Below are 23,861 nucleotides of genomic sequence, written 5' to 3'. Positions count from 1 at the left end.
CGACGCATTTGGTGCGCCGGACTTTTTTCGTCGGTGAGAAATATTCTTCGGCAAGGACCGCTTGCGCGATGTCGAAGAGGAGATTGCACGCGTGAGGATCGTCGAGTGAATGCGAGTGTGCCAGGTGCGGCATGTGCGAAGCGCGTGTGCTTCGCGAGCGGGTGCGGGGAACGCCGGTGTTTGCACCATGCGTTCCCCTCGTCCTACGTTGCCGTGGATCAGGCTAGCGCCGCGGCTTCGGCACTCGCGCTCGCCACACCCAGGCGTTCGCGCGCGGCTTCGTATTCGCGCTTCAGGCGCGCGATCAGTTCGGCAGCGGGTACGATGCGCTTGACCGCGCCGATGCCCTGGCCTGCGCCCCAGATGTCCTTCCACGGCTTCACGCGGGTCGAGCCGAAGTTCATCGCCGACGGATCGGATTGCGGCAGCGCGTCGGGATCCAGGCCGCTCGCCACGATGCTCGAACGCAGGTAGTTGCCGTGCACGCCGGTGAAGAGATTCGAGTAGACGATATCGCTCGCGCCGCTTTCGACGATCATCTGCTTGTAGGCGTCGACCGCATTCGCCTCATCGGTGGCGATGAACGCCGAGCCGACATACGCGAGGTCCGCGCCGGCGGCTTGCGCCGCAAGAATTGCGTTGCCGTTGCCGATTGCGCCTGAGAGCAGCAACGGGCCGTCGAACCATTCGCGAATCTCGTGGATGAGCGCGAACGGCGAGAGCGTGCCCGCATGTCCGCCCGCGCCGGCAGCGACGGCGATCAGGCCGTCCGCGCCTTTCTCGATGGCTTTCTTTGCGAACGTGTTGTTGATTACGTCGTGCAAGACGATGCCGCCCCAGCCATGAATGGCCTGGTTCACGTCCTCGCGCGCGCCCAGCGACGTGATCACGATGGGCACCTTGTACTCGGCGCATACGCCCAGATCGTGCTGGAGGCGGTCATTCGACTTGTGGACGATCTGGTTCACCGCGAACGGCGCAGCGGGCTGATCGGGATGCTTCGCGTTGTATTCGGCGAGCTCGGTCGTGATGCGGTCGAGCCATTCGCCCAGCACGTGCTCGGGCCGCGCGTTCAGAGCGGGGAACGAGCCGACCACGCCCGCCTTGCACTGCGCGATCACGAGATTGGGGTTCGAGATGATGAAAAGCGGCGAGCCGACGACGGGAATCGAGAGGCCGCGTCGCAGGACGGCTGGCAGGGCCATGCGTATCTCCTTGTCGGGAGCGGGCGGGTGTGCGCCGGACTCCATCTCATGCAAAGCTGAATGAAGGCGGCGGCCGGATTTGGGCGCCGCTGTGTTGTTTGCGTTGTGCGCCCGTGCTGGCGGGCCAACAGGATGAAACATAGCAAACCGGCGGACACTATGCAACTGGTTGCATAGTGTCCGCATTCAAGCTCGACCGGGACGAGACACGGGAAACCGGGGCGGCATCGCAGGGACCTGGTTTAGAATCGCCTGATGTCGACCCCTCACGCCATCCTGATTGCCCTGCTGGAAAAGCCGTCGTCCGGCTACGACCTCGCCCGGCGCTTCGACCGGGCGATTGGCTATTTCTGGCATGCCACGCATCAGCAGATCTACCGCGAACTCGGCCGCATGGTGACGGCCGGCTGGGTTGCCGTTCTGGAGGAGGACGACGCACACGCCGGCGCCACGCGCAGGAAGGTTTACCGCGTGCTGCCGGTAGGCCGCGAAGAAGTCGAGCGCTGGGCGCGTGAAACGCGTCTGGGCCCCGACGACCGCAACGTGTTCTTGCTGAAGCTGCGCGCCGACGCAGTGATCGGCCCACTAGGACTGGGAGAGGAAGTGCCGCGGCTCATCGAGGAAGCGCGTGCGCGCCTCAAGACGTATCGCGAGATCGAGCAGCGCGATTTCGGCGCGCCGGTGCTCACGCGCGGGCAGCAGTTGCAGTATGCGATTCTCAAGGCGGGGATACGCACGCAGGAATCGTGGCTCGAATGGGCCGAGGAGCTCAAGCCGCTTCTCAATGACGACCAGGCGTAGCGTTCAATGCAATGGTCATTGCAAATAAGTTTGGATCCCGAATCGACCTCGATGCGCCGATATGAGCAAGGCCGCTCCCGACATGGACGACTGGAAATAAAGTGTTGACGCGAACACAGGATGTGCCTATAATTGCTTTCTCTGACGGACGCGGGGTGGAGCAGTCTGGCAGCTCGTCGGGCTCATAACCCGAAGGTCGCAGGTTCAAATCCTGCCCCCGCAACCAGGAAAGATTCTCAAAGCCTGCATGATGAAAGTCATGCAGGCTTTTTCCGTTCTGGGCGCGCAATCCGTGCCCGCCTGCCATCCAGCTCGCCTCAGCGACCCTGGTTTTCCAGCGCCCAATCCACAGCCGCCTGTGCATGCAGTGCGGTCGTATCGAACACCGGTATTGCCGAGTCCTCGGGTTTGATCAGCAGCGTGATTTCCGTGCAGCCGAGGATGACGGCTTGTGCGCCCCGTGCTGCGAGCGCTTCGATCACCCGCTGATACACGCCGCGCGATTCCGCTTTCACGGCGCCATGACAGAGTTCATCGTAGATGATGCGATGCACGTCCAGGCGCTCGCGCTCGTCGGGCACGAGCGCCTCGATGCCGTGCACGTTGCGCAGCCTGCCTGTGTAGAAGTCCTGTTCCATCGTATAGCGCGTGCCGAGCAGACCTACGCGCGTCACGCCCGCCGCGCGCAACGCGTCACCGGTCGGATCGGCGATATGCAGGAAGGGGATCGCAATCGCCGCTTCGATCGATGCGCACACGCGATGCATCGTGTTGGTCGCCAGCAGCACGAGATCGGCGCCGCCGCGTTCCAGTTGCGCGGCCGCCTGCGCCATCTGCACGCCCAGCGCGTCCCAGTCGCCCGAGCGCTGCAAGGCTTCGATATCGGCGAAATCAACCGTCGCCATGAGGCTGCGCGCGTTGTGATGTCCGCCGAGCCGCGCCTTCGCGTAGCGGTTCAGCAGCCGGTAATACTCCGCCGACGACTCCCAGCTCATCCCGCCAATCACACCGATCGTTTTCATCGCCAGTCCCGCAATGGATTGAAATGATCGGACGAGTATAGGCATGTCCGCTCCGCTGTACAGGTACGGTCCAGCACGCGTGCCGCAGTACGGCGAGGCCACGGTGCGCGGACAGTTTTCTTGAAAATGGCACTGTGTTTTTGTACAGTATCGGTACCTTGAACACGCTTTCTTCCGACCTCTCGCCGGCTGCCAGCTTCGCTCGCAAGATCATCCATTGCGATTGCGACTGCTTTTATGCATCGGTTGAAATGCGCGACGACCCCACGCTGCGCGGGCGCCCGCTTGCGGTGGGCGGCAGGCCGGACCAGCGGGGCGTGATCGCCACCTGCAATTACGAGGCGCGCCGCTTTGGCGTGCACTCGGCCATGTCGTCGGCGCTCGCCATGCGCAAGTGTCCCGATCTGCTGATCCTGCCCACGGCGATGGAGAAGTACCGCATCGCCTCGCGGCAGATCATGGCGATTTACCGCGATTACACGGCGGACGTCGAGCCGCTCTCGCTCGACGAGGCTTATCTCGACGTGTCGCGCACCACGCGGTGCAAGGGCAGCGCCACGCTCATCGCAAACGAGATTCGCGAGCGCGTGCGCGAGGTCGTGGGGGTGACGGTATCGGCAGGCGTTGCGCCCAACAAGTTCGTCGCCAAGATCGCTTCCGACTGGAACAAGCCCGATGGGCTCTTCGTCGTGCGTCCGCATGAGGTCGATGCATTCGTTGCGGCGCTGCCCGTGCGCAAGATTCACGGCGTGGGCAAGGTCACGGCGGCCAAGTTGGAGAGCCTTGGGCTGTCCACGTGCACGCAGTTGCGCACGTGGTCGCTGTTCGATCTGCATCGGCATTTCGGCGTGTTCGGCAAGCGGCTCTACGAACTGGCGCGCGGCATCGACGAGCGGCCCGTGCGCGCGGATCAGGAGCGCAAGTCGGTAAGTGTCGAGACGACCTATGTGAACGATCTGCTCACGCTCGAAGCGTGCAGCGAGGAGCTGAAGCGTCTTGCCGCGCAACTGGACGCGCGCATCGAGCGCGCCGGCTGCGCGCACGCCGTGCGCAAGCTCTTCGTGAAGATCCGCTTCGCGAATTTTCAGCGCACCACGGTCGAATGCGTGGCCGACGCCACCGATCTGCCCACGCTGCTCGCTTTGCTCGAGAAGGGGCTGGCGCGGCGCAAGCTCGCGGTGCGCCTGCTGGGCGCGGGCGTGCGGCTCGAAGAGGACAATCCCATGCTGCGCGGCCAGTTCGCGCTGTTCGACGACGATCCCGAAGACGACGACCGCGAAGCGGGGGCGTGAATTCATGCTCCGATAGAATCAAGGCGGAACTGAAAAAAAGCGGCATCAACGCGCAGTACAAGAAAACGCCAGCAAGGAGCCATGCATGGATCTGATCATTCGCCGCGCCGTGCTCGCGCATGCGCATCCGGCCGGGCATCCCACGGTCGATATCGGTGTCGAGGCGGGGCGCATCATTGCCGTCGAGCCGCATCTCGCGGCGCAGGCGCCTGAGGAGATCGACGCGGCTGGTGCGCTCGTCAGCGCGCCGTTCGTCGACGCGCATTTCCACATGGATGCCACGCTGTCCTGGGGGCTGCCGCGCGTGAATGCGTCGGGCACGCTGCTGGAGGGCATCGCGCTGTGGGGCGAGCTCAAGCCGCAGCTCACGCAAGAGGCGCTCGTCGAGCGCGCGCTGCAGTACTGCGATTGGGCCGTCGCGCGCGGGCTGCTGGCGATCCGCTCGCACGTCGATGTTTGCGACGCGCGCCTGCTTGCCGTCGAGGCGCTGCTCGAAGTGAAGCGCCGCGTGGCGCCGTACCTCGACTTGCAACTCGTGGCGTTTCCGCAGGACGGACTGCTGCGCAGCCCCGGCGCGTTCGACAATCTCAAGCGTGCCATCGCGATGGGCGTGGACGTGGTGGGCGGCATCCCGCATTTCGAGCGCACCATGGCCGACGGTGCGGAATCGGTGCGGCTGCTCTGCGAATTCGCGGCGGAGCAAGGCCTGCGCGTGGACATGCATTGCGACGAGTCCGACGACCCGCTCTCGCGCCACATCGAAACGCTCGCGGCGCAAACGCATCGTCTCGGTTTGCACGGTCGCGTGACGGGCTCGCATCTCACGTCGATGCACTCGATGGACAATTACTACGTGAGCAAGCTCATCCCGCTCATGCGCGAGTCCGGCGTGGCAGCGATCGCGAATCCGCTCATCAACATTACGCTGCAGGGCCGCTCCGATACCTATCCCAAGCGCCGCGGCATGACGCGCGTGCCCGAGCTGTTGGCGGCGGGCATCAACGTCGCGTTCGGCCACGATTGCGTGATGGATCCCTGGTACAGCTTCGGCTCGGGCGACATGCTCGAGGTCGCGCAGATGGGGTTGCACGTCGCACAGATGACGGGCGTGGAGGCGTCGCGCACATGCTTCGACGCGGTCACGGTCAATCCCGCGAAGATTCTCGGTCTCGAAGGCTATGGCATTGCGCCGGGAAGCGCGGCCAATCTCGTGGTGCTCGATGCGCGCGATCCTGTCGAAGCGATTCGGCTACGTGCAGCGCGCCTTGCTGTGGTGAGCCGGGGTCGGGTGGTGAGTCGCCAGCCGGCGCAACGCGTGGCGCTTGCGCTCGAAGGACGGCCCACGAGCGTCGATTTCAGGCTGCACCGGTAAGCGACTCGCCATCAGATTCGCCAATAGATTGGCCAACGAGCGGTGGACGATGAAAAACCGCGCATGGAATGCACTCCCATGCGCGGCTTTTCGTGAAGGTGCGCGAGGCGCGTTTAGTGTTGTGCCGGCGGCTGCTCCATGCCGTTATGGCGCAGCAGCGCATCGATGTTGGGCTCGCGTCCGCGGAACGCCTTGAACGATTCCATCGCCGGGCGGCTGCCGCCCACTTCCAGAATCTCCTTGCGATAGCGCGTGCCCGTGGCCGCGTCGAGCACGCTCGACTTCGCGGCTTGCGCGGCTTCTTCGAACGCCGCGTAGGCATCGGCGGAAAGCACTTCGGCCCACTTGTAGCTGTAGTAGCCCGCCGCGTAGCCGCCCGCGAAGATATGGCTGAAGGTGTTCGGCCAGCGCGAGAACGGAGCTTGCGCAATGACGTGATAGCGCGCGTTGATCTCGCGCGCGAGATCGTTCACGGTCTTGCCCTTCGAGGCGTCGAAGTCCATGTGCAGCGCCATGTCGAACAGCGAAAACACGATCTGGCGCAGCGTGCCGAGGCCGCTCTGGAAGTTCTTCGCGGCGAGCATCTTGTCGAAGAGTTCGCGCGGCAGCGGCTTGCCCGTGTCGACGTGCGAGGTCATCTCCGTGAGAACGTCCCACTCCCAGCAAAAGTTCTCCATGAACTGCGAGGGCAGTTCGACCGCGTCCCATTCCACGCCGTTGATGCCCGAGACCGAGAGTTCGTCTACGCGCGTGAGCATGTGATGCAGGCCGTGGCCGAATTCATGGAACAGCGTGATGACTTCGTCGTGCGTGAAGCACGCGGGGCGGCCGCCCACCGGCGCGGAAAAGTTGCAGGTGAGATACGCGACCGGCGTCTGCACGCTGTCGCCCTCGAGCTTGCGGCGCGAGCGTGCATCGTCCATCCATGCGCCGCCGCGTTTGCCTTCGCGTGCGTAGAGGTCGAGATAGAACTGCGCGACCAGGGTGCCGTCCGCGTTCTCGACTCGGAAGAAGCGCACGTCCGGGTGCCAGACGGCGGCTTTGTCGTCGCGGATGCGCACGCCGAACAGTGTTTCCGTAACCTTGAAGAGGCCCTTGAGCACGAAGTCTTCGGGGAAATATTGCTTGACCTCGTTCTCCGAGAACGAGTAGCGCTTTTGACGCAGGCGTTCGGCTGCGAAGGCCATGTCCCACGGCTCGATCTGCGCGAGGCCGAGTTCGTTCGCGGCGAACTCGCGCAGTTCCTGCCAGTCTTTTTCGGCGTGCGGGCGTGCGCGCGCGGCGAGGTCCTCGAGGAAGCTCGTGACCTGCGCGGGCGACTCGGCCATCTTCGGCGCGAGCGAAACCTCGGCGAAGTTGTTGTAGCCGAGCATCTTCGCTTCTTCGGCGCGCAGCTTGAGCTGATCGTCGACGATTGCGGTGTTGTCCCAGTCGGGCTTGCCGCCGCCGTATTGAGGACCCAGCTCCGATGCGCGCGTGACGTAGGCGCGATACATCGTCTCGCGCATCGCGCGGTTTTCCGAGTATTGCAGCACCGGGAAATACGAGGGGAAGTGCAGCGTGAACTTCCAGCCTTGCTTGTCCTCGCGCTCGGCGGCTTCGCGCGCGGCAGCGATCACGTCGTCGGGCAGGCCGGCGAGCTCGCTTTCGCTCGTGGCGTAGAACGCATAGGCGTTGGTGGCGTCGAGCACATGGTCGGAGAACGCTTTCGCGAGCGACGCCTGGCGCTCCTGCAGCTCGGCGAAACGCGGCTTCTGGTCTTCGGGCAACTCCGCACCCGAGAGGCGGAAGTCGCGCAGCGAGTTATCGAGAATCTTCTTGCGCTCGGTGGAAAGCAACTGGAACGAATTGTGGTTCGCGATGGCCTTGTACTTCTCGTAGAGCGTGAGATTCTGGCCGACGCTCGACCAGAACTCGGTTACGCGCGGCAGGTTCTCGCCATACGCGGCACGCAGCTCCGGCGTGTCGGCTACGGCATTCAGGTGTCCGATCACGCCCCAGGCGCGCGAGAGCGGTTCGGTGGCGCGCTCGAGCGGTTCGACCACGTCGCTCCACTGCGAGGGCGTCATGGGTTGGGCCGCGCGCTCGACCGCGGCGTTCGCGTTCGCGAGCAGCACGTCCAGTGCGGGCGTTACGTGTTCGGGGCGGATCTCGCCAAAGCGCGGCAGGCCGGTGAAATCGAGCAGCGGATTATCGGAGGGAGTAGTTGCCATGATGCGTCCTGTTCCTTCTGTCGCGGTTGATTCGCAATGAAATGGGCCGATGCGCAGCCGGGGGAGGGCCGGGGCGCCGCGCGCTTTCGCACGCCCCGATATTCCGGTTATTGGGGCGCAGTGCGCGCTTTCCAACCGGAGCACCCGTGCAAATTAACAGAAGTCGGGCCGAGGCGGCGCAATCGACGCGCCGCGCTCTGCGCATCGCCAGTGCATGCACGAAAAAAAACGGCCCAAGCAGGAATGCACAGGGCCGTTTTCAGTGAAGCGTTCGCAACCGCGTGCCGGTCTGGCAAGCGGTTGCTGGGCGTGCCTAGGCTCCAGCTGCACGCTCCGCGGCTTCGATCGTGTTGACGAGCAGCATCGTAATGGTCATCGGGCCGACGCCGCCCGGTACCGGTGTGATGAAGCCGGCCACGTCCTTCAGGCCCGCGAAATCGACGTCGCCGCACAGTTTGCCGTTGTCGTCGCGATTCATGCCCACGTCGATCACGGTGGCGCCCGGCTTGATCATGTCGGCGGTCAGCACGTTGCGCTTGCCCACGGCAGCCACCACGATGTCCGCTTCACGCGTGTGTTTCGCGAGATCGCGCGTCTTGCTGTGGCAGACCGTGACCGTGGCACCCTTTTCGAGCAGCAGCAGCGCCATCGGCTTGCCGACGATGTTCGAGCGGCCGATCACCACGGCGTTCGCGCCTTCGAGCGGGATCTGGTACTCCTCGAACATCTTCATCACGCCATAGGGCGTGCAGGGGCGGAACAGCGGCCGGCCGGTCAGGAGCGCGCCGGCGTTGGCCACGTGAAAACCGTCCACGTCTTTTTCCGGTGCGATCGCCTCGATCACCTTGTGGCTGTCGATGTGCTTGGGCAACGGCAACTGCACGAGGATGCCGTGAATCTTCGGGTCGCGGTTCAGTTCGTCGATGCGCTTGAGCAGATCGGCTTCGGAGAGCGTTTCGGCGTAGCGGTCGTACGACGAATGGAGGCCGTTGTCTTCGCAGGCCTTCACCTTGTTGCGCACATAGACTTCGCTCGCGGGATTGTCGCCGACCAGCACGACCGCGAGGCCAGGCTGATGGCCGCGGGCAGTGAGGGCGGCGGCGCGCGTGGCGACGTCGGCGCGCAGTTTCTTGGAGAGGGCGAGGCCGTCGATGAGGGTGGCTGTCATGGTCGGTCGAATCGAGAGTGGGCGATGCGCGGATGCATGCCGGAGCGCGGCGGGTCGCTTGACGCTGGTTTGACGCCCGTGCGCAGGGAGAGGCGGGGCGCCGGCTGCAAAGGGCGACATTATACCCGCGCGGCGCGCGCGAACTGTCGCGGCCAGACGAAACACGGGCCGAACGAAACAGGAAGAAGCGATGGGAATGTGGTAAGGAAGGCGCCGCGCGGCGTCATGCGCCGCGCAAGATCATGCCTTCCCCGTCGCGCCGTTCTGGCAGCAGTTTTATTGCTGCTGCGCCTGTTGCGGCTTGTTGGAAAGCGCGAGACGCAGCAGGTCGGCGACCGTGTTCACGTTGAGCTTTTCCATGATGTTCGCGCGGTGCGCTTCGACGGTCTTGATGCTGATGCCCAGATCGTCGGCGATCTGCTTGTTCAGGCGGCCCGCGATGATGCGCTCGAGCACCTGGTGCTCGCGCGCCGTGAGCTTGCCGAGCCGCTCGGCCGCAGCGCGCTGCTGCTGCACGTTGGTGCTTTCGCTGCGGGCCTTCTCCAGCATGCGCTCGACGAGCTTGCGCAGTTCGGCTTCGTCGAACGGCTTCTCGATGAAGTCCATCGCGCCCTTCTTCATGGTGGAGACGGCCATCGGCACGTCGCCGTGGCCGGTCACGAAGATGATCGGCAACGAGGCGTTTTCGGCGATCAGGCGCTCCTGCAGCTCGAGTCCGCTCATGCCCTGCATGCGCACGTCCAGAATCAGGCAGGCGATTTGTCCGGCTTGCTGCGCCGGCTGGTACGCATCGAGGAACTCTTCCGCGCTCGTGAAGCACTGCACGCGGTAGCCATTCGCTTCGAGCAGCCAGCGCAGGGAGTCTCGTACGGCTTCATCGTCGTCGACAACAAAGACGGTTTCCTGGGTGGTGACTGGGCTGTTCATGGCTCTCCCGTAACGGTTTGTGTAGTCGGCTCGTCGGATCCGTCGCGCGAGGAACGGTCCGTTTCGCCGATGGGCAGACTGCAATGGAATGTGGCGCCGCTGATGTGGCCGTCGGCTTCGACGTTGTTGACCACCCAAAGACGCCCGCGATGCGATTCGATGATCGAACGGCAGATATTCAGCCCCATGCCCATGCCATCGGACTTGGTGCTGTAGAAAGGTTCGAAGAGACGCTCGGCGGTGGCCTCGTCGACGCCCGGGCCCTGATCGACCACGCTAATGCAGACGTTGCCGCCGTCGCGCTTCACGATCACGCGGATCACCGGATCGACCGCATTCGGGCGCGCCTCGGCCATAGCTTCGGCGGCGTTCTTCAGAAGATTGACGAGCACCTGCTCGATGAGCACCGGATCGACGTAGATCACGGGCATGCGCGAGCGCATGTCGGTCACGATGCGGATGCGGCGCTTGCGCGCCTCGATTTCGGCGAGCCCCACGGCGTCGGCGACAATGTCGGCTACGCGCGTGGCCTGGCGCTTGGGCTCGCTGCGCTTCACGAATTCGCGGATGCGCTTGATGATCATGCCCGCGCGCACCGCCTGCTGCGCGGTCTTTTCGAGCACGGGCAAGAGGTTGTCGGGCGCGGCGCGCCCTGACTTCACGAGCGCGACGGTGCCCGAGGCATAGTTGTTGATGGCGGCGAGCGGCTGGTTCAGCTCGTGCGCGAGCGACGAGGCCATTTCGCCCATCGTCATGAGGCGGCTCGTGAACTGCAGTTTCTCGTCTTGCTGGCGGGCCAGTTCCTGGGCCTGCTTGCGCGTGGTGATGTCGGTCGCGATCTGCATCTGCGCGAGGTGGCCGTCTACCCACTGGATGTACTGGCGCCGCACCTCGAACCACTTCTGGATGCTCTCGACATAGACTTCCTGGGCATCGGCGGCGCTTTCGGTGAGCGCGGTGGCGGGCAGGCCCGCGTAGGCGTCCACCATGTCGATCGAATCCGACGACGCTGCAGCCGAATCGAAGCCGCCGCCGCCGGCCAGTTCTAGATGGCCGTCCGGGCGGATGCCGAAGAGGTGGCGGTAGTAGCGGTTTGCGAACAGCAACTCGGCTTCGTCGGCGGCGAGCACCGAGACGGCGGCGTCGAGGCTCTCCAGCACCGTGGTGAAGCGCTCGTGCGCGGCGGCGAGTTCCTCGCGCGCGCGCTTGGGCTCGGTGATGTCGGTCATCGACGACATCCAGCCGGTCTGGCGGCCCGAGCTATCGATGAGCGGCGAGACATAGAGGCGCGCATGGAACTGCGAGCCGTCCTTGCGGCGCACGCGCAGCTCGAACCCGGAGGAGGGCGCCTTGCCACGCAGCGTCATGTCGAGCTGGCGCTGCATTTCAGGGTAGGCGTCGCGCGGCCAGTAGGGAAACGGCGCATGCTTGCCCACGAGGTCGCTTTCGTCCCAGCCGGTCATGCGGCAAAAGGCGGGGTTCACGTGCGTGATCCGCCCGTGCATGTCGAGCACGCGCATGCCGATCAGCACCGAATTTTCCATCGCGCGCCGGAAGAATGCTTCCGCGTACAGCGCCTGCTGCGCTTCGAAGCGCTGGCGCGTATGCTTCCAGAGACTCCACAGGCTCCACAGGACGAAGCACGAAAGTCCCGCAACCAGCCACACGAGCGTATTGTTCGTGAAGTTGGTCATCTGCGGATACGAGTACACGCGCACGGAGACGCCCTGGCCCGGCGGGTCGAGCGGCAGGTCGTAGTAGACGTCGTGCGGCAGGCGCGGGCGCGTCGAGGTGGTGGCGAGTTCGCGGTTGTTCGCGTCGATGAGCGAGATCTTGTACTTGGCGGACAGCTCAGGGGGGATGTCGTGCTTGAGGATCCCTTCGACCGAGAACACGGCGGCCACCGAACCGAGGAACTCGCGGTCGCGGTAAACCGGCGTCTGCAACGTGATATAGCCGTTGCCCACGTCGTCGTAGATGAGCGGCGAGTAGACCTGGCGGCGCGTCGAGCGGGCTTCGGCGAAGGCGGCCTTCACGGCCTCGTCCATCTGCGCGTCGTTGGGCTTGGCCAGGCGCTGGCCGAACACCGGCATGGCCGTGTTGGGCCAGCGCGGCTCCTGCTGGCTCGTATACCAGTTCAGATAGAGGATCTCGGGGTGACCCTGCATGATGTCCGTGGTGGACGTCTGGAAGTACTGCGGGTCGTTGTGGCCGGCAACCAGGTCGCGCTGGAGCGCCTGCAATTGCTCCTGCGCGCCCGTCATGGAGAGGCGGATCTGCTGCTGGGCCCAGGCGACGTTGCGGTAAAGCGTGTCTTCCTGCTGTTGCTGCTCGCGGCGGTTCAGGCTCCACAAGATCAGGCTCATGACGATCAGGAATACGAGGATCGACAGGAGCGGCGTCAGCAAATAGGAATTCGACCACCAGGGTCCGTGGTGCCAGCGGGACGGCGATGACTCGCCGGGCGAACCGGGCGGTCGCGCCGAGCGTGCGAAAAGCCGTTCGGTCAACATGGCAAGGATTGTAGCTCAGCGTAAGAGTTCCAAACGCCGTGAAAAAAGCAGCAATTCGCCGATAAACGGGTGCGAACTGGCGGATATCGGCGAAAGGGCATGAACGATTCAGCGTGCGACGCAGCAATTTTTCACATTATAAAAATCAATCTCGCAATTCGAAAAATTCCTTGCATGAAGCGAGATGCGGTAATTACAATCGCCCGCAATGCTGATGCGGAGGGTCCTGTCACGTCGCGAGGGTCGTCATCCGCATGGTCCGATCAACAGCGTTCCCCTACATCCAGGAGACGAGTATGTCCGCTGTACCCGACGAAGTCCTGAAATACATTGCCACCGAAAAGGACGAAGATCCTCAGGAAACCGCCGAATGGCTGGAGGCGCTGGACGGCGTCATCTCCACCATTGGTCCCGACCGCGCTCACTATCTGATCGAGAAGCAGATCGAATTCGCCCGCGTGCATGGCGAGCATCTGCCGTTCTCGGCCAACACGCCGTACATCAACACGATTCCCGTTGCCAACCAGGCCAAGAACCCCGGCGACCAGGACATCGAACACCGCATTCGCTCGTACACGCGCTGGAACGCCATCGCCATGGTGCTGCGCGCGGGCAAGAACACGAACGTGGGCGGCCACATCGCCTCGTTCGCTTCCGCCGCGACACTCTACGACGTCGGCTACAACCACTTCTGGCGTGCTCCGTCGCCGGAACATGGCGGCGACCTCGTTTTCGTGCAGGGCCACTCGTCGCCGGGCGTCTACTCGCGCGCGTTCCTGCTCGGCCGCCTGTCCGAGAACCAGCTCGACAACTTCCGCCAGGAAGTGGGCGGCCAGGGCATCTCGTCGTACCCGCACCCGTGGCTGATGCCGGACTTCTGGCAGTTCCCGACCGTCTCGATGGGCCTCGGCCCGATCATGGCGATCTACCAGGCACGCTTCATGAAGTACCTGCAGGCGCGCGGCATTGCGAAGACCGACGGCCGCAAGGTCTGGGCCTTCCTCGGCGACGGCGAAACGGACGAGCCGGAATCGCTCGGCGCGATCGGCATGGCCGGCCGCGAGCGTCTGGACAACCTCGTGTTCGTCATCAACTGCAACCTGCAGCGTCTCGACGGCCCGGTGCGCGGCAACGGCAAGATCATTCAGGAACTCGAAAGCGAGTTCCGCGGCGCCGGCTGGAACGTCATCAAGGTCATCTGGGGCAGCCGCTGGGACGCGCTCTTCGCGCGCGACAAGTCGGGCGCGCTGATGCGCCGCATGATGGAAGTCGTCGACGGCGAGTACCAGACGTACAAGTCGGAGTCGGGCGCCTATGTGCGCGAGCACTTCTTCAACACGCCTGAACTGAAGGCGCTGGTCGCCGACTGGTCCGATGACGACATCTGGAACCTGAACCGTGGCGGCCACGATCCGCACAAGATCTACGCGGCATTCCACCAGGCACAGCACGCGAAGGGCCAGCCGACCCTGATCCTCGCCAAGACGATCAAGGGCTATGGCATGGGCGAAGCCGGCCAGGCCATGAACATCACCCACCAGCAGAAGAAGATGCAGGTGGACCAGCTCAAGAAGTTCCGCGACCAGTTCCGTCTGCCGATCACGGACGAGCAGCTCGTCGACGTGCCGTACCTCAAGTTCGAGGAAGGCTCGAAGGAGCTCGAGTACATGCGCCAGAAGCGCATGGACCTCGGCGGCTATCTGCCCGCGCGCCGCCAGAAGGCGGAATCGCTGCCGGTGCCGGCGCTCGAAGCGTTCGATCCGCTGCTCAAGGGCACGGGCGAAGGCCGTGAAATCTCCACGACCATGGCGTTCGTGCGTATCCTCAACATCCTGCTCAAGGACAAGGCGCTCGGCAAGCGCGTCGTGCCGATCGTGCCGGACGAGTCGCGTACCTTCGGTATGGAAGGCCTGTTCCGCCAGATCGGCATCTGGAATCAGGATGGCCAGAAGTACGTGCCGGAAGATGCTGACCAGCTGATGTTCTACAAGGAATCGCAGACGGGCCAGATTCTCCAGGAAGGCATCAACGAAGCCGGCGGCATGTGCGACTGGATCGCAGCCGCGACGTCGTACTCGACGCACGGCGAGATCATGGTGCCGTTCTACATCTTCTACTCGATGTTCGGCCTCCAGCGCATTGGCGATCTGGTGTGGGCGGCGGGCGACATGCGTTCGCGCGGCTTCCTGCTGGGCGGCACCGCAGGCCGCACGACGCTCAACGGCGAAGGCCTGCAGCACGAAGACGGCCACTCGCTCCTGTGGGCGGCATCGGTGCCGAACTGCGTCACCTATGACCCGACGTTCGGCTACGAACTGGCCGTGATCATGCAGGACGGCCTGCGCCGTATGGTCCAGGAACAGGAAGACGTGTTCTATTACATCACCGTGATGAACGAGAACTACGAGCATCCGGCGATCCCGCAGGGCGAAAACGTTGCGGCCGATATCCTCAAGGGCATGTACTCGTTCCGCAAGGGCGACGCGAAGGCCAAGGGTCCGCGCGTTCAACTGATGGGCGCGGGCACGATCTTCAACGAAGTGATCGCGGCCGCCGACCTGCTCAAGAACGACTGGGGCGTCGAGGCCGACCTCTGGAGCGTGCCGAGCTTCACGGAACTCGCTCGCGAAGGCCACGAAGTCGAGCGCTGGAACCTGCTGCACCCGAGCGAGCCGCGCCGCGAGTCGCACGTCGAGAAGCTGCTCAAGGGCACGGAAGGCCCGGTCATCGCATCGACCGACTACGTGCGCGCACTGGTCGACCAGATCCGTGGCCTCGTGCCGCGCAAGTTCGTGGTGCTCGGCACCGACGGCTTCGGCCGCTCGGACACGCGTGAGAATCTGCGTCACTTCTTCGAAGTCGATCGTTACTGGACGACGGTCGCAGCGCTCAACGCGCTCGCGGACGAAGGCAAGATCGAGCGCAAGGTCGTCGCCGACGCCATTGCGAAGTACAAGCTCGACCCGTCCAAACCCAACCCGATGACTGTCTAACACATCATCCCCCTGTGCATGGCATGAGCGCCTCCTCGAAGCGAGGAGGCGCGTCGTATGCGGCCCCGGAGACACTAACAATGAGTCAAACGATCGAAGTCAAGGTGCCGGACATCGGCGATTACAAGGACATTCCTGTGATCGAGGTGCTGGTGAAGGCGGGCGATACCGTCGAAAAAGAGCAGTCGCTGATCACGCTGGAATCGGATAAGGCGACCATGGATGTGCCGAGCCCGGCTTCGGGCACGGTCAAGGAAGTGAAGGTCAAGCAGGGCGACAACGTGTCGGAAGGCACGCTCGTGCTCTTGCTGGACGGCGCTGCCGCGGCCGCGGCTGCAGCGCCTGCCGCTGCCCCCGCTGCTGCGCCCGCAGCCCCTGCTGCACCCGCTGCGCAGGCAGCCGCGCCCGCTGCGAGCGGCGGCGCGCAAAGCGTCAAGGTCCCCGACATCGGCGACTACAAGGATGTGCCGGTCATCGAGATCGGCGTGAAGGTCGGCGACCGCGTCGAGAAGGAGCAGTCGCTCGTCACGCTCGAGTCGGACAAGGCGACCATGGACGTGCCGAGCCCGGTGTCCGGCGTCGTCAAGTCGATTCTGGTCAAGGTCGGCGACAACGTGTCGGAAGGCACGGAAATCGTCGTGGTGGAAGCTGAAGGCGCAGCGGCTCCGGCCGCCGCACCGGCTGCGAAACCGGTCGAAGTGCCGTCGGACGCGCCCCAGGCCGTGCCGGCCAAGGCCGCTCCTGCAGCGCCGTCGGCGCTCGCGCAGGCGCCGATCATCCCGGCAGGCGAAGGCGGTTCGCGCCGTCCGAGCCACGCATCGCCGTCGGTGCGCAAGTTCGCACGTGATCTGGGCGTGGACGTTGCACGTGTCACGGGCACGGGTCCGAAGGGCCGCATCACCCAGGACGACGTCACCGCGTTCGTGAAGGGCGTGATGACGGGTGCGCTCGCGGCGCCTGCTGCCGCGGCAGCACCTGCCGGCGGCGCTGGCCTGAACCTGCTGCCGTGGCCGAAGGTCGACTTCACGAAGTTCGGCCCGATCGACACGCAGCCGCTGTCGCGCATCAAGAAGATTTCAGGCGCGAACCTGCACCGCAACTGGGTCATGATCCCGCACGTCACGAACAACGATGAAGCGGACATCACCGACCTCGAAGCGTTGCGCGTGCAGCTGAACAAGGAAAACGAGAAGGCGGGCGTTAAGTTCACGATGCTCGCGTTCGTCATCAAGGCCTGCGTCGCCGCGCTCAAGAAGTTCCCGACATTCAACGCGAGCCTCGACGGCGACAACCTCGTCTTCAAGCAGTACTACCATATCGGTTTTGCCGCCGACACGCCGAACGGCCTCGTCGTCCCGGTGATCCGCGACGCGGACAAGAAGGGCCTCGTCGACATCGCCAAGGAAATGGCCGAGCTCTCGAAGCTCGCGCGCGAAGGCAAGCTCAAGCCGGACCAGATGCAAGGCGGCTGCTTCTCGATCTCGTCGCTCGGCGGCATCGGTGGCACGCACTTCACGCCGATCATCAACGCACCGGAAGTGGCGATCCTCGGTCTGTCGAAGAGCGCGATGAAGCCGGTATGGGACGGCAAGCAGTTCGTGCCGCGCCTCACGCTGCCGTTGTCGCTCTCGTACGATCACCGCGTGATCGACGGCGCAGCTGCCGCGCGCTTCAATGCGTACCTTGGCGCGATCCTCGGCGACTTCCGCCGCGTGATTCTGTAAAACCGCTTCATTGACCGGCTGACGCCGCCACGTCGCACGCGCAGTGTCCATGCGCGTGCGCGGCACGGCGAGCGCGGCCGGTCGTTCCAATAGGGGACACCATGAGTCTCGTCGAAGTGAAAGTGCCGGATATCGGCGACTTCAAGGACATCGACGTCATCGAAGTCAACATCAAGGCCGGCGATGTGATCGAGAAGGAGCAGACGCTGCTCTCGCTCGAGTCGGACAAGGCCACGATGGAAGTGCCCAGCGATGTCGCGGGCACGGTGAAGGAAGTGAAGATCAAGGCTGGCGACAAGGCGTCGCAAGGCACCGTGATCGCACTGGTCGAAGTGTCGGCTGCTGCTGCCGCGCCTGCGCCGGCTGCCGCACCGAAGGCCGAAGCGCCCAGGGCTGCCGAGGCCCCGAAGGCTGCCGAAGTTTCGAAAACCGCCGCGCCGCAAGCCGGCAGCTTTGGCGGCAGTGCCGATGTCGAATGCGACATGCTCGTGCTCGGCGCCGGCCCCGGTGGCTATTCGGCAGCGTTCCGTTCGGCCGACCTCGGCATGAAGACCGTGCTGGTCGAGCGCTATTCGACGCTTGGCGGCGTGTGCCTGAACGTGGGCTGCATCCCGTCGAAGGCGCTGCTGCACACGGCGCTCGTGATCGACGAGGCCGCTGCGCTCGAATCGCACGGCATCTCGTTCGGCAAGCCGCAGATCGACCTCGACCGCCTGCGCGACTTCAAGTCGGGCGTCGTCAAGAAGCTCACGGGTGGTCTCGCCGGCATGGCGAAGGCACGCAAGGTCGAAGTCGTGACCGGCGTGGGCACCTTCCTCGATCCGTACCACATGGAAGTGGCGGGCGAGAGCGGCAAGAAAATCGTCAAGTTCAAGCAGGCGATCATTGCCGCGGGCTCGCAAGCCGTCAAGCTGCCTTTCATTCCCGAAGATCCGCGCGTGGTCGATTCGACCGGCGCGCTCGAGCTGCGCCAGATCCCGCAGAAGATGCTGGTGATCGGCGGCGGCATCATCGGCCTCGAAATGGCGACCGTCTACTCGACGCTCGGCGCGCAGATCGACGTCGTCGAAATGCTCGACGGCCTGATGGCCGGTGCCGACCGCGATCTCGTGAAGGTCTGGGAGAAGTACAACGCGAAGCGCTTCGCGAATGTCATGCTCAAGACCAAGACGACGGGCGCCGAGGCGAAGGACGATGGCATCTACGTCACCTTCGAGGGTGAGAAGGCGCCCGCCGAGCCGCAGCGCTACGACCTCGTGCTGGTCGCCGTGGGCCGCTCGCCCAACGGCAAGAAGATCGGCGCGGACAAGGCCGGCATTGCCGTGACGGATCGCGGCTTCATCGAGGTCGACAAGCAGCAGCGCACCAACGTGCCGCACATCTTCGCGATCGGCGACATCGTCGGTCAGCCGATGCTCGCGCACAAGGCCGTGCATGAAGGCCACGTGGCAGCGGAAGCGGCGCACGGCGAGAAGGCATACTTCGACGCCATGCAGATTCCGTCGGTGGCCTACACCGATCCGGAAGTGGCTTGGGCCGGCAAGACGGAAGAGCAGTGCAAGGCCGAAGGCATCAAGTACGGCAAGGCAGTGTTCCCGTGGGCCGCTTCGGGCCGCGCGATCGCCAACGGCCGCGACGAGGGCTTCACCAAGCTGATCTTCGACGAAGAGACGCATCGCGTGATCGGTGGCGGAATCGTCGGCCTGAACGCGGGCGACCTCATCAGCGAGGTCTGCCTCGCGGTGGAAATGGGCGCGGATGCGACCGACATCGGCAAGACCATCCACCCGCACCCGACGCTGGGCGAGTCGGTGGGCATGGCCGCCGAACTGTATGAAGGCGTCTGTACGGACCTACCGCCGCAAAAGAAGAAGTAAGTTTGCCGCGAGCATGAAAAAACGGCGCACTCCGCGAGGAGTGCGCCGTTTTTATTGGCTCGCCATAACGACTGTGTCTGGCTGCGAGAGGCGCTGGAGCCAAAAACGCTGGAGCCAAAAAAATTCCCGGCCTTCCAGCAACCGGGCAAGCGGCATGCCGGACCGGAGCGCCGGGTCCGGCACTGGGCGCGGCTTATACGACCTGCAGCGCGCCCAGGCCGATGCGTAACACTCAGGCCGGCTTCTTGGGCGCAGCGACGGCAGCCGAGCGCGAAGCTTGTGCGGCTGCCTTGCTGGCTGCTGCGGAGGCGGCGTTGAAGTTGCTTTCGGCCATTTCGACCGCTTGCTTGGTGGCCTTGTGGACCGTTTCGTAGGTCGTGTTCGCAGCGTTGATCGCCGACTTGATCACGGCAACCGCGGTTTCCGAACCGGCCGGTGCGTTTTTGGCGACATTGTCGACGAGCGACTGGACCTTGCGGTTCTGTTCTTCGTAGTGCGCTTCAGCAACCTTCGCGAACTCGGCTTGCGTGGCCGAAGCGATTTCGTACACGTGACGGCCGTACGAGAGCAGCTTTTCGGCGAGCGGCTGAGCGAAGCTCGACTGCACGGCGAAGAACTCTTGCGCATCTTTTGCCGACAGCGCGCGCTGGGCGTGTTCCTGGGATTCCGCGAGGTTCGAGCGAACGGCCTGAAGGTTCAATTCGACGAGCTTTTCCACGCCTTCGAATGCCTTGCCGGTGAGGCCGAACAGCGTTTCGAGGTTGGCTTTCTGGGCAGCGGCGAATTGCTCAGGGGTCAGCAGACTCATGGTTACGCTCCTGGATGTTTGGCGGCCTCGTTCGTGGGCCGCCTGAAGTAAGTGGCAAGACTCTTGGGGAATCTGCACGGCGCTTTGGTGCGTCGCAGCATTGATCTCGATTTTAGGTCGACGGAGATGAATGTCAAGAACTTTTGGTGCGACGCACAATTACATTAAACTTTTGTTAAACAACTACTTATGCGTGCGGCATGAGGCGTATTTGTCGAGTTTGACGAATTGCGGCATAGCGTCCGCCAACCTACCTGCGGCGAGGCTTTGCCCGACAATGTCAAGCATATGTGCGCTCAATCTGGCAAGATTCAGGATGACGGTGTGCGTCGGAAATGGCGTGCGCCGCATGATTCATCGAAGGTCGATGCGGGATTGCGCCTCGCGCGTCCACCAAACTCCTTCATGGAACGTTAAAGATCCATTGCTGTCGAATGCGCGTCGCGCGATTCGGCGACATCGGCGTTAGAGAGTCGTCCTCGGTATTACTCCCACATAAAGTTTGCATAGCGCGTGCCGTCAATGTAGGCAACAGAAGACGTTGTCGGCGCCAGGCGCAGCAGGCTGTGGCTGCCCGGGCGATTGTCTTTCTCCATTGAGTGCTCGAAGTACATTGGTCATCTCAATCAAAAGTCAGACTTCGGTTTAACGAGTAGCCATAAGTGCTTCAATTTGCGAATTTTTCGTGGTTTTACTACACTTGGCGAACGATCCCGCCGCTCCATCCAGAACACCAATGAAATCCGACAAGCTCCTGTCGTTCAAGCTGGTGCCTTCATCGGTTGTCAGTACCGCGCTGTCGGTGGCTGTCTCCGTGGTCATCAGTGCAACGCTCATAGTGCCCGAGGGCGCTTTTGCTGCGTCGCAGAACACCGCTGCGGCCTCGACGGCCAAGGCAAAGAAAACTAGCAAGACAAGCAAGAAGAGCACAAGCAGCGCGAAGGTCGCCAAAAAAGCGGCCGCACCCAGCGTTGCCGCAGCGCAGGAGAGCGATGCGCGTCCGGCAGTAAAGAAGCGCCGCGTCAGCTACACCATGAACGGCCGCCATCGCTCGGCGGTGCGCCGCGTGGCGTTCGAGCCGCGTCAGCCGACGGTGGGCCAGGCGTTCGGTCTCCATGAAACGCCCGATTCGCTGATGCTGCGCTCGGGCGTTGCCTACGTGGTGGACCAGAACTCGCTGGAACCGCTCTTCGACAAGAATTCGCATGCCGTGGTGCCGATCGCCTCGATCACCAAGCTCATGACCGCGATGGTCGTGCTCGACTCGAAGGCGTCGCTTACCGAGTCGATTGAAGTCACGGACGAAGACCGCGATTACGAGAAGAACACCGGCTCGCGCCTCTCGGTGGGTTCGGTGCTCTCGCGCGAAGACATGCTGCATATCGCGCTGATGGCGTCGGAAAACCGCGCTGCGGCGGCGCTCTCGCGCTACTACCCGGGCGGGCGGCCGGCGTTCATCGCCGCCATGAATGCGAAGGCGAAGCAACTCGGCATGACCGACACGCACTTCGAGAATTCCACCGGGCTGTCGAGCCACAATGTTTCGACCGCGCGCGATCTCGTGAAGATGGTGAACGCGGCTTACCAGTATCCGCTCATTCGCCAGTTCTCGACCGACCGTAGCTATGACGTGTACACGGGCAAGCGCAATCTTGCCTACAACAGCACGAACGCGCTCATCCGCAATCCGTCGTGGGACATCGGCCTGCAGAAGACCGGCTTCATCAACGAAGCGGGCGAGTGCCTCGTGATGCAAACGACGGTCCATGGCCGTCCGGTCATCATGGTGTTGCTCGATTCGAGCGGCAAGTATTCGCGTTTCGCTGACGCGACCCGCGTGCGCACGTGGATCGACAACGGCGGCGCTGACCAGCAGCCGCACATCACGAGTGCGGATGCGGGAGGCGCGGGTACCTGATCAGCGCCGCTGCGCCGCTTTCCGTTGCACCAGTACGAGCGCCCCGCAATCGCGGGGCGTTGTCTTTTGGGCTGAGTTCTTCGATTGAAAAGCCGGAAAAAGAGAAGCGCCGGATGTGCCGGCGCTTCGGGGGAGCTTCGATGCGATTGCGCGAAACGGGTTCGTGCTCGAGGCGATCTGGTCGCTCAGGCTGCGGTCTGCACGCTGCCTTCCGCCGGCTCCGGGTGGTAACCGAGCGATTCGGAAATCAGGAGCGCCGTCTTGCTCAGTTGCCCAAGCCACGAGTCCTGAAGACGGTCCGCAGGTGCCGAAAGCGACAGCCCGGCAACGAGCTTGCCGGTATCGTCGTAAATGCCCGCTGCGATGCAGCGCACACCCAGTTCCAGTTCCTCGTTGTCGCGTGCGCAAGATTGCTGACGCACGTGAGCGAGTTCGCGCTCCAGGCGGCCGAGGTCGGTGATGCTGTTGCGGGTGTGACCCGAAAGGCCCGTGCGCGTGGCGTAAGCGCGAACGCGATTGGCTTCGTCGGCGGCAAGGAAGAGTTTGCCAACCGAAGTGAGGTGCAGCGGCGCGCGGCCGCCAATCGCCCGCACCACCTGCATGCCTGAACGTTCGGAATAAGCTCGCTCGATATAGACAATCTCGTCGCCCTGGCGCACCGAGAGGTTCACAGTCTGGCCAGTGAGACGATGCAGTTCGCGCATGGGCGTGAGCGCGGCGTCGCGTACCGAGAGGCGCGCCTTCACGAGATTGCCCAGTTCCAGCAGTCGCATGCCCAGCCGGTACGTGCCAGGGTCCGAGCGGTCGACGAGCCGGCAGCTCACCATGTCGTTGAGAATGCGGTGCGCGGTGGACGGATGCAGTTCGGTGCGTTGCGCAAGATCCTTCAGGCTGACCGGGTCGGTGTGTGCGGCGAGCGCGTCGAGGAGGCGCATCATGCGCTCGATCACCTGAATCGAGGTCTTCGGATCCGGATTGGTGTCGGTCATGGGGGGCAGATTCCAGGGGCGGATTCGTATGGCGAGTATAAGAAACTCGGCACGGCAGCGAGCATTGTATCTCGTATTGTGAAAAAAGACAGCGGTTGGCGGGATGGTGTTCCGCTGCGGCGGCCGCGTTCACGCCTGTGCCAGGCCTGCCGGGTCATCGATCCTGGAGCACTCCGGCGTTGGTGGCAGCGGCGAAACATCGGATAATCGGGGACGGTTTTCACCAGGAGTTCCCATGCGAGTCGGTTTGTTCGTCACCTGCCTTGTCGACACCATGCGTCCCGAAATCGGCTTTTCGGCGCTCAAGTTGCTCGAGGAAGCAGGCTATGAGGTGGACGTCCCGCCCGCGCAGACCTGCTGCGGGCAACCGGCCTACAACTCGGGCGAGCGGCCGCTCGCGCGCGACCTCGCGGAAAAGACGCTGCGCGAATTCGAGCAGTACGACTATGTGGTGATTCCGTCGGGCTCCTGTGGCGGGATGATTCGCGCGCATTACGGCGATCTCTTTCGCGATGATCCCGAGTTGATGGCGCGCTACGGCAAGCTGCGCGAACGCGTCTATGAATTGACGGATTTCCTCATGAACGTTGCGAAAGTCACGCTGCCCGAAGGCGAATTCCGCGGGCCGGTGACCTACCACGACTCGTGCTCTGGTCTGCGTGAACTAGGCGTGAAGGCCCAGCCGCGCGCGTTGCTCGCGCAGCGCGGCGTGGCTGTGCAGGAGATGAAGGACTGCGAGCATTGCTGCGGTTTTGGCGGCACCTTTGCGCTCAAGTACGGGGCGATCTCCACGGCCATCGTGGACGAAAAATGCATCAACGTGCAGGCGAGCGGAGCGGGTGCCGTGGTGCTCGGCGACCTCGGCTGCATACTGAACATCGAAGGGCGTTTGCGCCGCACCGGCGATGTCAGCACCCGGGTTTTGCACATCGCCCAGGTGCTCGCCGGCGACGTTTGAGACGCCGCTCGCCAGCCGGGGCCTCGGGGCATCAAAGACTCAAGAGGCCCGGAGCATCCGCCTGAATCCGACCGCACACGA

General features: G+C 63.7%; 16 protein-coding genes and 1 tRNA gene. 9 read left to right on the top strand and 8 right to left on the bottom strand.

Annotation, left to right across the window (positions count from 1 at the left end; all coding sequences use genetic code 11):
* Positions 1–218: 218 nt before the first annotated feature.
* The gene (locus PWP93_RS07255) at positions 219–1,205 is read right to left on the bottom strand and encodes an NAD(P)H-dependent flavin oxidoreductase (protein ID WP_421043965.1); all 987 of its coding nucleotides are present in this window, start codon (positions 1,203–1,205) and stop codon (positions 219–221) included.
* A 255-nt stretch (positions 1,206–1,460) separates the two neighbouring features.
* On the opposite strand from PWP93_RS07255, the gene PWP93_RS07250 reads away from it, so the two are divergent.
* Positions 1,461–2,006, top strand: a complete 546-nt coding sequence (locus PWP93_RS07250) for a PadR family transcriptional regulator (protein ID WP_421043964.1) — start codon at positions 1,461–1,463, stop codon at positions 2,004–2,006.
* 149 nt (positions 2,007–2,155) lie between these two features.
* Positions 2,156–2,232 (top strand) — tRNA-Met (locus PWP93_RS07245).
* Positions 2,233–2,323: 91 nt separating this feature from the next.
* Here PWP93_RS07245 and PWP93_RS07240 read toward each other — a convergent pair.
* Entirely contained in the window at positions 2,324–3,028 is a 705-nt protein-coding gene (locus tag PWP93_RS07240; RefSeq protein WP_421023691.1) for an aspartate/glutamate racemase family protein, read from the bottom strand.
* Positions 3,029–3,162: 134 nt separating this feature from the next.
* On the opposite strand from PWP93_RS07240, the gene dinB reads away from it, so the two are divergent.
* Together dinB and PWP93_RS07230 are read left to right on the top strand one after the other, a co-directional pair.
* Positions 3,163–4,320: a DNA polymerase IV gene (gene dinB, locus PWP93_RS07235; protein ID WP_421043963.1), complete on the top strand. Its 1,158-nt coding sequence runs from the start codon at positions 3,163–3,165 to the stop codon at positions 4,318–4,320.
* 85 nt (positions 4,321–4,405) lie between these two features.
* Positions 4,406–5,692, top strand: coding sequence for an amidohydrolase family protein (locus tag PWP93_RS07230; protein WP_421043962.1), 1,287 nt, complete (start codon positions 4,406–4,408; stop codon positions 5,690–5,692).
* Positions 5,693–5,805: 113 nt separating this feature from the next.
* Here PWP93_RS07230 and PWP93_RS07225 read toward each other — a convergent pair whose 3' ends face one another.
* From PWP93_RS07225 to fixL, 4 genes are all read right to left on the bottom strand, one after another.
* Positions 5,806–7,905 (bottom strand): M3 family metallopeptidase, encoded by a 2,100-nt coding sequence (locus tag PWP93_RS07225; RefSeq protein WP_421043961.1) that lies wholly within the window; start codon positions 7,903–7,905, stop codon positions 5,806–5,808.
* Between the two features lie 313 nt (positions 7,906–8,218).
* The gene (gene folD / locus PWP93_RS07220; RefSeq protein WP_421043960.1) at positions 8,219–9,073 is read right to left on the bottom strand and encodes a bifunctional methylenetetrahydrofolate dehydrogenase/methenyltetrahydrofolate cyclohydrolase FolD; all 855 of its coding nucleotides are present in this window, start codon (positions 9,071–9,073) and stop codon (positions 8,219–8,221) included.
* A 276-nt stretch (positions 9,074–9,349) separates the two neighbouring features.
* Positions 9,350–10,000, bottom strand: coding sequence for an oxygen response regulator transcription factor FixJ (gene fixJ, locus PWP93_RS07215; RefSeq protein ID WP_129561776.1), 651 nt, complete (start codon positions 9,998–10,000; stop codon positions 9,350–9,352).
* Entirely contained in the window at positions 9,997–12,513 is a 2,517-nt protein-coding gene (gene fixL, locus PWP93_RS07210; RefSeq protein WP_421043959.1) for an oxygen sensor histidine kinase FixL, read from the bottom strand. The genes fixJ and fixL overlap by 4 nt, the downstream gene beginning before the upstream one ends.
* Positions 12,514–12,809: 296 nt before the next feature.
* Here fixL and aceE point away from each other — a divergent pair, with 296 nt between their 5' ends.
* The 3 genes from aceE (at position 12,810) to lpdA (ending at position 19,107) form a co-directional block, all read left to right on the top strand.
* A complete protein-coding gene (gene aceE / locus PWP93_RS07205) occupies positions 12,810–15,506 on the top strand; it encodes a pyruvate dehydrogenase (acetyl-transferring), homodimeric type (protein WP_421023698.1) in 2,697 nt (898 codons plus the stop codon).
* 80 nt (positions 15,507–15,586) lie between these two features.
* Positions 15,587–17,230, top strand: a complete 1,644-nt coding sequence (gene aceF / locus PWP93_RS07200; protein ID WP_421043958.1) for a dihydrolipoyllysine-residue acetyltransferase — start codon at positions 15,587–15,589, stop codon at positions 17,228–17,230.
* A 101-nt stretch (positions 17,231–17,331) separates the two neighbouring features.
* Positions 17,332–19,107, top strand: a complete 1,776-nt coding sequence (gene lpdA, locus PWP93_RS07195) for a dihydrolipoyl dehydrogenase (protein WP_421043957.1) — start codon at positions 17,332–17,334, stop codon at positions 19,105–19,107.
* A 232-nt stretch (positions 19,108–19,339) separates the two neighbouring features.
* Here lpdA and PWP93_RS07190 read toward each other — a convergent pair whose 3' ends face one another.
* Positions 19,340–19,915, bottom strand: a complete 576-nt coding sequence (locus PWP93_RS07190; RefSeq protein ID WP_421043956.1) for a phasin family protein — start codon at positions 19,913–19,915, stop codon at positions 19,340–19,342.
* 736 nt (positions 19,916–20,651) lie between these two features.
* Between PWP93_RS07190 and pbpG the strand changes: the two genes are divergently transcribed.
* Entirely contained in the window at positions 20,652–21,833 is a 1,182-nt protein-coding gene (pbpG, locus tag PWP93_RS07185; protein ID WP_421043955.1) for a D-alanyl-D-alanine endopeptidase, read from the top strand.
* Positions 21,834–22,018: 185 nt separating this feature from the next.
* Here pbpG and PWP93_RS07180 read toward each other — a convergent pair whose 3' ends face one another.
* Positions 22,019–22,822, bottom strand: coding sequence for an IclR family transcriptional regulator (locus tag PWP93_RS07180; RefSeq protein ID WP_035531082.1), 804 nt, complete (start codon positions 22,820–22,822; stop codon positions 22,019–22,021).
* A gap of 235 nt (positions 22,823–23,057) precedes the next feature.
* Here PWP93_RS07180 and PWP93_RS07175 point away from each other — a divergent pair, with 235 nt between their 5' ends.
* Positions 23,058–23,780, top strand: a complete 723-nt coding sequence (locus PWP93_RS07175; RefSeq protein ID WP_421043954.1) for a (Fe-S)-binding protein — start codon at positions 23,058–23,060, stop codon at positions 23,778–23,780.
* Positions 23,781–23,861: the final 81 nt, after the last annotated feature.

The organism is Paraburkholderia sp. A1RI-2L (genome assembly GCF_048957375.1).
GTDB lineage: Bacteria > Pseudomonadota > Gammaproteobacteria > Burkholderiales > Burkholderiaceae > Paraburkholderia.
Note: the sequence above shows the minus strand (reverse complement) of the source record. Positions and strands in the feature narration are given on the sequence as shown.

What these genes read in the sequence shown, in the direction of transcription:
- PWP93_RS07255 (WP_421043965.1), bottom strand. Translation starts at nt 1,205, where the DNA reads ATGGCCCTGCCAGCCGTCCTGCGACGCGGCCTCTCGATTCCCGTCGTC.
- PWP93_RS07250 (WP_421043964.1), top strand. Translation starts at nt 1,461, where the DNA reads ATGTCGACCCCTCACGCCATCCTGATTGCCCTGCTGGAAAAGCCGTCG.
- PWP93_RS07240 (WP_421023691.1), bottom strand. Translation starts at nt 3,028, where the DNA reads ATGAAAACGATCGGTGTGATTGGCGGGATGAGCTGGGAGTCGTCGGCG.
- PWP93_RS07230 (WP_421043962.1), top strand. Translation starts at nt 4,406, where the DNA reads ATGGATCTGATCATTCGCCGCGCCGTGCTCGCGCATGCGCATCCGGCC.
- PWP93_RS07225 (WP_421043961.1), bottom strand. Translation starts at nt 7,905, where the DNA reads ATGGCAACTACTCCCTCCGATAATCCGCTGCTCGATTTCACCGGCCTG.
- folD (WP_421043960.1), bottom strand. Translation starts at nt 9,073, where the DNA reads ATGACAGCCACCCTCATCGACGGCCTCGCCCTCTCCAAGAAACTGCGC.
- fixJ (WP_129561776.1), bottom strand. Translation starts at nt 10,000, where the DNA reads ATGAACAGCCCAGTCACCACCCAGGAAACCGTCTTTGTTGTCGACGAC.
- fixL (WP_421043959.1), bottom strand. Translation starts at nt 12,513, where the DNA reads ATGTTGACCGAACGGCTTTTCGCACGCTCGGCGCGACCGCCCGGTTCG.
- aceE (WP_421023698.1), top strand. Translation starts at nt 12,810, where the DNA reads ATGTCCGCTGTACCCGACGAAGTCCTGAAATACATTGCCACCGAAAAG.
- aceF (WP_421043958.1), top strand. Translation starts at nt 15,587, where the DNA reads ATGAGTCAAACGATCGAAGTCAAGGTGCCGGACATCGGCGATTACAAG.
- lpdA (WP_421043957.1), top strand. Translation starts at nt 17,332, where the DNA reads ATGAGTCTCGTCGAAGTGAAAGTGCCGGATATCGGCGACTTCAAGGAC.
- PWP93_RS07190 (WP_421043956.1), bottom strand. Translation starts at nt 19,915, where the DNA reads ATGAGTCTGCTGACCCCTGAGCAATTCGCCGCTGCCCAGAAAGCCAAC.
- pbpG (WP_421043955.1), top strand. Translation starts at nt 20,652, where the DNA reads ATGAAATCCGACAAGCTCCTGTCGTTCAAGCTGGTGCCTTCATCGGTT.
- PWP93_RS07180 (WP_035531082.1), bottom strand. Translation starts at nt 22,822, where the DNA reads ATGACCGACACCAATCCGGATCCGAAGACCTCGATTCAGGTGATCGAG.
- PWP93_RS07175 (WP_421043954.1), top strand. Translation starts at nt 23,058, where the DNA reads ATGCGAGTCGGTTTGTTCGTCACCTGCCTTGTCGACACCATGCGTCCC.